This is a genomic window from Chloroflexota bacterium (genome assembly GCA_016197225.1).
Taxonomy (GTDB): Bacteria; Chloroflexota; Anaerolineae; order Anaerolineales; family VGOW01; genus VGOW01.
Genome location: JACPWC010000062.1, coordinates 20,146 through 30,422, shown reverse-complemented (window position 1 = coordinate 30,422; position 10,277 = coordinate 20,146). Strand labels below are relative to the sequence as shown.

The 10,277-nt window shown below is 59.4% G+C and carries 7 protein-coding genes; 5 read left to right on the top strand and 2 right to left on the bottom strand.

The annotated features are described in order from the left end of the window. The first annotated feature begins 223 nt into the window (after nucleotides 1–223). On the top strand, nucleotides 224–1,930 hold the full coding sequence (recJ, locus tag HYZ49_11275) for a single-stranded-DNA-specific exonuclease RecJ (protein ID MBI3242864.1): 1,707 nt from the start codon (nucleotides 224–226) through the stop codon (nucleotides 1,928–1,930). An 11-nt stretch (nucleotides 1,931–1,941) separates the two neighbouring features. On the opposite strand, the gene HYZ49_11270 is transcribed toward recJ, so the two are convergent. Both HYZ49_11270 and HYZ49_11265 read right to left on the bottom strand, forming a co-directional pair. Then, nucleotides 1,942–4,554, bottom strand: a complete 2,613-nt coding sequence (locus tag HYZ49_11270) for a YfhO family protein (protein MBI3242863.1) — start codon at nucleotides 4,552–4,554, stop codon at nucleotides 1,942–1,944. A gap of 7 nt (nucleotides 4,555–4,561) precedes the next feature. Further along, on the bottom strand, nucleotides 4,562–6,178 hold the full coding sequence (locus HYZ49_11265) for a glycosyltransferase family 39 protein (GenBank protein ID MBI3242862.1): 1,617 nt from the start codon (nucleotides 6,176–6,178) through the stop codon (nucleotides 4,562–4,564). A 94-nt stretch (nucleotides 6,179–6,272) separates the two neighbouring features. On the opposite strand from HYZ49_11265, the gene HYZ49_11260 reads away from it, so the two are divergent. The 4 genes from HYZ49_11260 (at nucleotide 6,273) to HYZ49_11245 (ending at nucleotide 10,199) form a co-directional block, all read left to right on the top strand. After that, complete coding sequence (locus tag HYZ49_11260; GenBank protein MBI3242861.1) at nucleotides 6,273–7,664, top strand: ATP-binding protein; 1,392 nt, start codon at nucleotides 6,273–6,275, stop codon at nucleotides 7,662–7,664. 105 nt (nucleotides 7,665–7,769) lie between these two features. Next, the gene (locus HYZ49_11255; GenBank protein MBI3242860.1) at nucleotides 7,770–8,534 is read left to right on the top strand and encodes a glycerophosphodiester phosphodiesterase; all 765 of its coding nucleotides are present in this window, start codon (nucleotides 7,770–7,772) and stop codon (nucleotides 8,532–8,534) included. Nucleotides 8,535–8,564: 30 nt separating this feature from the next. Continuing rightward, nucleotides 8,565–9,311, top strand: coding sequence for a 1-acyl-sn-glycerol-3-phosphate acyltransferase (locus tag HYZ49_11250; protein ID MBI3242859.1), 747 nt, complete (start codon nucleotides 8,565–8,567; stop codon nucleotides 9,309–9,311). Nucleotides 9,312–9,329: 18 nt separating this feature from the next. After that, complete coding sequence (locus HYZ49_11245; GenBank protein ID MBI3242858.1) at nucleotides 9,330–10,199, top strand: hypothetical protein; 870 nt, start codon at nucleotides 9,330–9,332, stop codon at nucleotides 10,197–10,199. Nucleotides 10,200–10,277: the final 78 nt, after the last annotated feature.

Genomic DNA, 10,277 nt, shown 5'->3' with positions numbered 1-10,277 from the left:
GTTTGACAGCGACAATATCTCACCAGTGAAAGATCTAGCAGCCCCAGAAAGGCTTAATTTTTTCGTTCTCATGCTACTTCGAGCCGGATTCATTTCGAAACGAGTCATCACCGACTTCGTCAAGAACCAGGGCTGGGCGTAGTTTAGAAATAAGAATTCAGAAGTCATGGCGGGCCTCTTTTAGAGGCCCGTTTTGATTCGGGGGTCGGTTATAATCCAGCCTATGACTCAACCTGCCAGGCCGGCCAAACGCTGGCTCACCGCGCCCGCCCTCTCGCCTGAAGTCGAAGCCGCACTCACCAGCTATCACCCCGTTCTACGCCAACTGCTGTTCAACCGCGACAACTACACTGCGGCAAAAGCCGACTCCTTCCTCAACGCCAAACCGCCTGCCGACGATGACCCGTTCCGCATCACTGACATGAGCCTGGCGGTGGAGCGCATTGAGTCGGCCATCGGCAACCATGAGCCGGTTGCCGTTTATGGCGACTACGACACCGACGGTGTGACCGCCACCGCATTGTTGGTGCAGGTGTTAGTCACCCTCGGCGCAGACGCGCGACCTTACATCCCCAACCGATTCGACGAAGGCTACGGGCTGAACAACGACGCGCTCGACAAGTTGAAGGGCGAAGGAGTCAAACTGGTAGTGACGGTTGACTGTGGAATCCGGTCGGCGGCGGAGGCGGATCATGCGAAGCGGATCGGCCTTGATCTGATCATCAGCGATCATCACCACGTCGGCGAAGCGTTGCCTGCGGCCCTGGCCGTTATCAACCCCAAGCGCGAAGGCGACAACTACGAAGAAAAATTTCTGGCCGGAGTCGGGCTGGCTTACAAGATGGCTCAGGCGCTGGTGCGGCGGCGCAACCCACAACCCATCAACGGCAGTGACGTGCTGGATTTGGTGGCGCTGGGCACGGTGGCCGACCTTGCGCCACTGACGGGCGAGAACCGGACACTGGTGCGAAACGGACTTAAAGTGTTGAACAAGGCCAGGCGCGAGGGCGTGAAGTCGCTCATGCAATTGGCCGGCGTCAAAGCCGGGGCGGCGGACGCCGGGACTATTGGCTTTGTGCTCGGCCCGAGGCTGAATGCGGCCGGGCGGCTGGAGTCGGCGCTGGCGGCTTATGACTTGTTGACGGCGACGGATGTGTTCAAAGCCAATCAATTGGCGTCGCAGTTGAACCAGCAGAACCGCGATCGGCAAGACCAGACGAAGCAGATCACGGCCCATGCGCGGGAAATTGCGCTGGCCGACGATCCCGAAGCGCCGTTTTTGTTTGCGGCGCACGAGAGTTACAACGAAGGCGTGGTTGGGCTGGCGGCGGCGCGGCTGACCGAGGAGTTTTACCGCCCGGCGGCGGTGGCGCGGATTGGCGACAAGGACACCAAAGGCTCGGCGCGAAGCATCAAAGAATTTCACATCACCGAAGCGCTGGACTCGTGCCGTGACCTGCTCATCCGGCACGGCGGGCATGCGGCGGCGGCGGGCTTCACCCTGGCGAACGAGAACGTGGCCGGGCTGGCCGAACGTTTGCGGCAATACGCCGCCGACAAGCTGGCGAACGTAGATTTGCGCCCGGCGCTCAGAGTGGACATGAATGTTCAGCCGGGCGAGTTGTCTTTGGAACTGGCCTTAGCCTTGCGGCAGTTGGAGCCGTGTGGTTACGGCAACCCGGCGCCGCTGTTTTCGGCGCACGATTTGGAGGTGAAATATCCGAAAGCTATTGGCGCCGACGGCTCTCACCTCAAGCTTTATCTTTCGGACGGCACAAGCAAGGTTGAGGGCGTCGCCTTCAGGCAGGCGCACTGGCTAAAGAACATGCCAAACCGGGTGGACGTGGTTTATGCGCTGGAGTTGAACGAGTGGCAGGGCGAGACGAAGTTGCAGATGAATGTGAAGGATTTGAGGAAGAGTATTGTATGAAACTTCAAACGTCAAACGTGAAGTGTCGTTTGACGTTTGTCGTTTGACGAGTAGAGAAGAAGGCCGGTCAACACTAGCAGGCCGGCAATGGTGATGATTGCGCCAACTTTCAGGCTCGTCGGCTGGAAGTGGAAGGCGATGGTGTGCGCGCCGGCGGGGATGGCGACGGCGCGGAAGAGGCCGTAGGCTTTGGTGATTTCGGCGGGCTGGCCGTCCACCGTGGCGAGCCAGCCGGGGTAATCTGTATCTGTGAGAATAAGTTGGCCGGGCGTGTCGGTCGTTGTTTGGACGACCACATGCTCGGCTTCGTATTTAAGGACGGAGGCAGTGCCTGCAAGCGCAGGGGCGAAACATGTTTCGCCCTTACAAAGGTTGGAGACGATGAAGGCGCGAGGCAGGACATTCAGGTTTTCGTAAATCTTCACGTCGCCGGAGTGGGCGAGGCGGTAAGGGCCGAGGGTGAGCGATTGAAAGGCGTCGGCGCGTTCGTCAATCAGGCTTGCGCCGCGCACGGTGAGTGAGGAGTCACTGGTGAGGGTGAGGGCGGTCACTCTTGAAGGGCGGTCGAAGGGGAGGCGAAGGGCGGGTTGGTTTTGGTTATTGGTTATTAGTAAATTGGCGGTTGAACCGTCGTCAAAAGTGATGTGAGCAGTGCCGCCGACCGAGTCAGGGGTTAATACGAGTCCAAGAGCGGTCGCTTGAAAGTTGGGGATGTGGCCGAGGGTGAGCGGTTCGTCAGGCGTGACGGTGAAGGTGGACTGCAAATCGTAGAAGATGTTGTCCACCCAGGCGTCGCCGGTTTTGTCGGTGATGATCCAGCGGGTGTTGGTGAGGTTGAGGAGCCAGTTGGGCGGCACGGCGGTGAGCAGTTGGCGCAGGCGGCCATCGGTTTGAGCGGGCACCGGGCCGAAGTTGGCGGCGAACTCGGCGTACTGGCGCAAGGGCAAGATGCCGCCGTCGTAGCCGTCCACCGCCGGAACTTGCCAGGTGAGGGGCAGGTTGGGCGAGAGCACTTCTTTGTGTTTGGTGGCAATGATGGCGTCGTACACGTCCTCCGGCGGCAGTTGCGAATCCCATTCGCTGTGAAGCTCGGCGAGGTCGCCGGGGTCGAACTCGAGCGCGGAGAGCGAGAGGAAACGTGCTAGGGGAACCGTCTCTGTTTTAGCGGCTAACAACTGCGTCATGGCCGGGCGGATGCTGGCGTAGGCGTCGGGGGTGGTGAGGTGGTTGAGGGGGAGAGATGTTGAGGCGATGAGAAGTTCGACGATTGCGAGGAGCGATATTGCGTATTGCGTATTCCGTATTGCGTGCTGAGTAAAACGTGAAACGACAAACGACAAGGCGAGGGGCGCGAGCCAGAGGGCAAGGTCGAGCGGGGCGGGGAGGCCGATGGGGCCGAGTTCGCCGGGAGGGGTGAGGTTGGCAGAGAGGAAAGAAAGGGAGATGAGGAGAAGGGGGGAAAGGGAGATAAGCGCCCAATTTTTGATTTTTGATTTTTGATTGCTGATTGCTTGAAGGCCGTAACCGGCCAGGATAGCCGAGCCAAGTGTCCCGAGGACAAGCCAACGGGCCGGGACGCGAAAGAGGTTGAAACCGGGGACGAATTTAGCGAGCAACAAATAGAAGGGGTTGTATCCGCCAATGGCGAAGAAGAGGCCGACGCCGGCAAGCACAGCGGCGAGTTGGACGTTCCGATTGCGACGCAAGTCTGTGAGGGCAAAGGCGGCGAGAAATAGTGGGATGACGCCGACATAGCCGACAAACTCGGAGAAGAGAATGCGGCTGTAGCCAGGGAGCAGGGCGCGGCCCAGCAGGAGCGGGTTGAGGGAGAAGGAGACGGCTTCGTTGAGGGGCAGGCCGCCGCCGCGAAGCGAGAGACGGGAGAGTTCGAAAGTGGGGAAGAGTTGGATGGCCGCAAGGCCAAAAGCAAGAGCAATGCCCAATGCCCAATTCACAATGCTCAATATTGACTTCTTCATTGAGAATTGCGCATTGAGAATTGTGCATTGAAGGGCGACAAGCCCGCAAGCAACAAGGGTAATGAAGGCGGTTTGAGTGTGGCCGGCGGTGAGTTGGAGGGCGATGAGAAGTGACAGGATGACAAGGTGAAGGGGTGACAAGGTGGCTGGCTTGCCGGGCTGTGTGACTTTGTAAGTGAACAGTAAAGCTAAAGGTAACCAGGCCAGGCCCTGGAGTTGGTTGACGTGTTCGATCTGGGCAAGCAGGTAGCCGCCGAGGGCGAAAACGGCGGCGGCGAAAGTGGCCGGGAAAGACTCCAGTTCAAAGACTTTGCGGGCGAGGGTGTACGCGCCCCAGGCGGCGATGATGAGGTGGACGACGATGCTGATCTTCAACGCAACCGGCGCGGAGAAAAACATGAGCGGCCAGTTGAGCGGGTAGAACACGCCCGCCTGCGAGTTGGCGAGGAATGGCACGCCCATGAAGAGAAAAGGGTTCCACAGCGGCAGGCGGCCCGCCAGAAGACTCTGAGCGCGATAGTCCCAGTAGGGATAAAAGTAGAGCAGGGTGTCGCCGCGGGCGAAGATCAGGTTGGTGAAAGCGGCCTGGCGGAGGAAGAGCAGGACGAGGGCGGCGAGGGTGAGGAGAGGGAGGTAGCGGCGCACGGGATAATCAGGGAATAGTGAACAGTGGTCGGTGGTTAGTGGTCGTCGGTTTGAGTTGGTAGAGAGTGAAGGAGAGCGAGCCGTCACGGCGATGTGTCGTTTGAATGGGTTCGACGGTGAAGCCGGCGGCTTCGATGGCGGCTTTGGTCTTGGCAAAAGACTCCCATGAGGGCGAGACGATGTAGCGCGGCGACGTTGCGCCAAATGCTCGCAGGTCGTCGGCCAGCGATTCCGGGCCGGGCATCCACACCATGTAGGTTGGGCCGTCGAAAAGATAGAAGCCCAACTCCCAACTCAGCCAGTGATCGTACAACACTGAGCCGGGCGGAACCTGACGCAGAGTGTCGGCGATCTCGTCAATGCCGTCGTACGCGCCGTGGTCGCCGCCGATGGAGAAGCCGGAGCGGGCGGCAACTAAAGCAGACGGCAGAAGGATGAAGGATGACAGCAGGAGGATGAGGTGTATTGCGTATTTCGTATTGCGTAACGGAATACGAAATACGGGTCTCCCAGCTTGAGAGTGAAAAGACATTTTGGACGCTGGTGAACGCTGATTTTCGCGGATAAAAAAGAAAAATCTGCGTTCATCTGCGTGAATCTGCATCCCATTTCCCGTTAAAGTCGGGAGACCCCGAAATACGAAATACGCTAGGCGGTCAAGCACGCGGCCTAACAGCAAAGCAATTACCGGCGTGAGCGCCAACAAGTATCGATCCCAGACGTTGAAGGCCAGGAGCCAGTAGCCGGCCAGAAAGGTGAGAGTGAAGGCGGTGAGGGTGAAGTCGTAGACGGCGGCAAGAGAGCGGCGGCGGGTGAGGAGCAACAGGGGCAGGCCTAGAATCAAGGTGAGGTCGGCGAGGCGGGTGCCACTGAGATGTTGTAGAAGGTCGAGCCAGCCGGCGAGTCGCGGCCAGATTTCATTCGAGCGCACCAGCCGCCCAGGGTTGTTGTCGGCGTAGCCCTGAGTCCAAAATGAGATCGGCGCGTGGCGAATGTAATCCCAGAGAAAGATAATGGCGGCGCAGAAGATGATGGGTAGTGCAAATTGCGCCAGGAAGCGGGGGAGCCGGAGGGCGGTGGGGCGATTTGCAAGAAGTTGGGTGAGGCCGATGACGATGATGAGCGGCAAAAAAAAGAGGGCGGTTTGTTTGCAGGCAAAGGCCAGGCCGAAGGCGAGGCCGGCCCAGGTCCATTTTTGCCGGGTTGCCATGAGCATTGACCACAACAAGAAGGTGACCAGTAGTGTGTCGGTGAAGAGGGTGATGGCGAAGAGAATCGCCATGGGCGAGAGCGCAAGAACAAGCGCGGCCAGGCTTCCGGCGAGGCGGCCATAGAGGGCGCGGCCCAGTTGGTAAAGCAGGGCGATGCTGAGGACGCCGGCGAGCAGGAATGGCAGGCGAGCGCCGAATTCGGTGGGGCCGACGAGGGCCATGCTGGCGGCGGTGAGGTAGAAGGGCAGAGGCGGCTTGTCCACGACGACGGTGGAGAGCAGAGGGTCGCGGCCCGAGACGATAAGACGGGCGAAGGTGGCGTACAGAGCTTCGTCGGGGTGAAAGCGGTTTTGGGTGAGGGGGGCCACCCGCAAACCAAAGCCGAGAATCAGAAGGGCAAGAAAAATGAGCATAAAGGACTATGGCGATCATATCATGCTCGCTACCCGCTATGAATCGCGCGTGCTATAATCGCGCCAGTTTAATTGCCTGGAGGCAATAACGATAATGGTTAATCGCCCGCCTGCATCTCCACAACGCCCCGCCAGCGCGCCCCCGCGAACGGCGACCTCACCGCTTGTGACGCCGCGTGGAACCACCGGAGTCATTGCCAATGCGGCCCCGCGTTTCATTCCGCCGCCGATCACCAAAATTGAAGACACCGGCCTCAATCCGCTGGAACTGCAAAACCTGATTCTGAAAATTCTGTACTTCGGCGGTTTTCTCTCCGGTTTTCAGGTGGCCGAGCGCATTTGTCTGCCTTTTGCTGGAGTGATAGACAGCCTGCTGACGACGCTCAAGCGCGACAAGTTTGTGGAAGTGCAAACCAGTTCGCCGGGCACCGGGTTTGGCGAAGGCTCATATCAGTATGCCATCACCGGGGCCGGCATCACCCGCGCCCGCGAGGCGCTGGAGCGGAGCCAGTATGCCGGGCCGGCGCCGGTGCCGATTGCGGTTTACAACGACGCCATTCGCAAGCAGGCGATGGGCCGCCCCACCGTACATCAGCGCAACTTGCGCCAACTGCTTTCGACGATGGTGCTCTCGGACAAGATTTACAATCGCATCGGCCCGGCCATCAACTCCGGCACGTCCATGTTCATGTACGGCCCGCCCGGCAATGGCAAGACCACCGTCGCCCGCGCCATTGGCAACCTGATCTTGTCGGAAGATATGTTTATCCCTTACGCTCTCGACATCGAAGGGCAAACGGTCAAGCTGTACGACAGCGTGAATCACGAACGGGCCAAGGACGATCCGACGGACACGCAGCGCGTGGGCAAGCTGGACCCGCGCTGGGTGAAGATCAAGCGGCCTTTCATCGTCGTCGGCGGCGAGTTAACCCTGGCCGGGTTGGATTTGGTGTTCGACGATGTGAACAAGTTTTACGAAGCGCCGTTTCAGGTGAAGGCCAACGGCGGTATGTTCCTGATTGACGATTTTGGCCGCCAACAAGTGCGCCCGCGCGACTTGCTTAATCGCTGGATTGTGCCGCTTGAGAACCGGATTGACTATCTCACCCTGCACACGGGTCGCAAGCTGGATGTGCCGTTCGACGTGCTGGTGGTGTTCTCCACCAACCTGCCGCCGAAGGATCTGGTGGACGAGGCTTTTCTGCGCCGCCTGCGCCACAAGGTTGAGATCGGCGATCCCAGCTACGAAGAGTTTGCCGAGATTTTCCGCCGAGTGGCCGAGGCCAAGAAGGTCAGGTTTTCTCAGCAGGGGCTGGCTTATCTTTTGCAGGAGTGGTATATCAAGCGCAACCGCAAACTGCGGGCCGTGCATCCTCGCGACCTGTGCGACCAGATTCTGGACATTTCATCTTACGTGGGCGGCGACCCGGAGATGTCGAAAGAATTGCTCGACATGGCGGCCCAGGCTTATTTCGTCGAGCTTTGACATTTCTTTGCCGCGAATTTCGCTAATTTACGCGAATGGCTTCTCGTCCTTAAAATTCGCGATCATTCGCGCAATTCGCGGCGGGTGTTTTTACAAGAGCTTCGTGTGATTTCTATTGATTACCTTTACCCTCGCATCCCAGCCATTATTGCCCATCGCGGCGCTTCTGCCGCCGCCCCCGAAAACACTCTGGCCGCCTTCAATCTGGCGGTTGACCTCAAGGCCGACGCCGTCGAGCTTGATGTGAAGCTTACCAAAGATCGTGTGCCGATCATCATGCACGATCCCACTGTAGATCGCACCACCGACGGCACAGGCAAGGTGGCCGACCTAACGCTGGCCGATTTGAAAAAACTGGACGCCGGTGTGAAGAAGGACCCGAAGTTTGCGGGGGAGCGGATTCCCACTTTGGCCGAGGTGTTTGAAGCAGTGGCGGCTACGCGAAGCGTATGGATCAACGTTGAACTGACGAATTACACCGCTCGCGGCGACGGGCTGGAGGCGGCAGTGGTGGCCTTGATCCAGAAGATGAACTTGGGGAGGCGGGTTCTGCTGTCATCTTTTGATCCGTTTGCCATTCGCAACGTCAAGCGGCTTGATCCGTCGCTGCCGGTGGCCCAGTTGACGTCGCACAAAATGCCAATTTATCTGCGCGACGCCTGGCTTGCGCCGTTTATTTGCCACGAAGCCCGCCACCCCGACTACGTTCAGCTCAAGCAGAAGGGCGTTGCCTACTACAAACGGCGCGGCTACCGAGTGAACGTGTGGACGACGAACGACCCCGCCGACCTGCGCGACTTTGCCCGCCAGGGCGTGGACGGGCTGATTACCGATGCGCCGGATGCGGCGAGGCGGGCGGTTGAAGGTTGAACTACAGAATAGTTTTCAGGGGGATATTTGATGCGTTCAATACTTGGTGTTCTTAGACTTGTCATCGCCTTCCCTGTCATCGCCGTCGGCGCACTGCTCATTATCGTCGCCGCTCTCATCCCGGTTCGCTTCAAAGGCATCCGCCTCTCGGCCTGGATTGCCACACTGGTCGCCCGGCTGGCCATGGTCGTCTTCAACATCCGCTTCAACTGCCCCGAGCCGGAAAAGTTTTATCGGCACGAAGGCCTGGTCTTCGCCAACCATATCACCTACTTTGATATTCTGATGATGCTGACGCCGCTCCCGATGCGCTTCGTGAGCGCGATGGAGATTCGGGCGTGGCCGTTCATTGGCTGGGCCGGGATTGCCATCGAAACCGTGTTCGTCAATCGCGGCGACAAGCAATCGCGGGCCGAGGCGCGGGCGCAGTTGGGCCAGACCAAACGCTTCCCGCCGATTGTGTTGTATCCTGAGGGCGGCATCGGGCCGGCGCGGGCCTTGCAACCGTTCCGCCACGGCGCGTTTGAGATCGCCGTCGAGAATGCCATGCCTTATCTTTTGTGCGCCATCGTGTATGATCAGCCCGAAGTGATCGCCTGGGGCGACGAGAGCTTTTTGAGTTCGTTCTGGCGGCTGGCCTGCCATCCGGGGCCAATCCGCGCTCAAGTTGTGCCGCTGGCCGCCGTTCACCCCGTGCCGGGCGACGACCCGAAGCAGTTGGCGGCTGAGGCGCACCGAGCAGTTGCCGCCGCGCTGGAAGTGCCATCGCAAATGTAGACGAAAGACGCAGGACGAATGACGAAGGAATACAACTTTCGTCATTTGTCATTTGCCATTCGTCATTTTGAAATGACCAACTTCACCATTGACGAACTGATCTCCGTTTGCATCTCGCGCCAAATTAAAGATGGCGACGTGGTGGTGCAGGGCATTGCCACGCCGTTGGTGGCCGCCGGGTTTATTTTGGCCAAGCGCACCCACGCCCCCAACCTGATGTTTGCCTCAGCCATCGGCCAGGGCCTGTGCGCCGACTGGGCGCCGTTGGGGCTGGCGACGGTCGAAGCGTTGTGGCTCGACAAGGCCATCACCACCTTCGGCTTTACCCGCGTCGCCACCGAGATGCTCCCTCGCCTCGCGCCCAAGGAATTTTTCCGCCCCGGCCAGATCGATCAACACGGCAACTTCAACAACGTCGCCATCGGGGCCGATTATCGCCGCCCACGAATGCGCCTCCCCGGAACCGGCGGCATCCCCGACGTGACCCCCCTCTCCGACGAAATCTATCTTTACGTCCCCCGCCACTCGCGCGTCACCTTCGTCCCCAGGTTGGACTTTCTTTCCGGCATGGGCCACAACCCCGAACGCAAACGGGGGCAAGGGCCGCACTACCTCATCACCGACCTCGGCCAGTTTGATTTTGCCGATGGTGTCCTGCGGGTCACCTCAATTCATCCCGGCGAGACGCTGGAGCGAATAAAGGCCAAGACCGGCTTCGCCGTCGGGGTAGCCGCCGACTGCGGGGAAACCCCGCCGCCTTCTGCCGAGGAACTTCGCCTGTTGCGTGAGGAGATTGACCCGCTGGGCGTGCGGCGGCTGGAACTTTTGGGCGGGGCGGGCCGCAAAGACGCCATGCGCGAAATTTTGGAGAAGGAAGGTGCAATTTAGCGACCCCTATTGACTCAAACCGCCCATCTCCGCCATAATCACACTGCAATTCACTCCACCCCAATCCGCAAGAGGAGC

Bases quoted from the DNA above. Each gene is read 5' to 3' on its own strand.
- HYZ49_11260 (MBI3242861.1), top strand. From the start codon at position 6,273: ATGGTTAATCGCCCGCCTGCATCTCCACAACGCCCCGCCAGCGCGCCC.
- HYZ49_11250 (MBI3242859.1), top strand. From the start codon at position 8,565: ATGCGTTCAATACTTGGTGTTCTTAGACTTGTCATCGCCTTCCCTGTC.
- HYZ49_11265 (MBI3242862.1), bottom strand. From the start codon at position 6,178: ATGCTCATTTTTCTTGCCCTTCTGATTCTCGGCTTTGGTTTGCGGGTG.
- recJ (MBI3242864.1), top strand. From the start codon at position 224: ATGACTCAACCTGCCAGGCCGGCCAAACGCTGGCTCACCGCGCCCGCC.
- HYZ49_11245 (MBI3242858.1), top strand. From the start codon at position 9,330: ATGACGAAGGAATACAACTTTCGTCATTTGTCATTTGCCATTCGTCAT.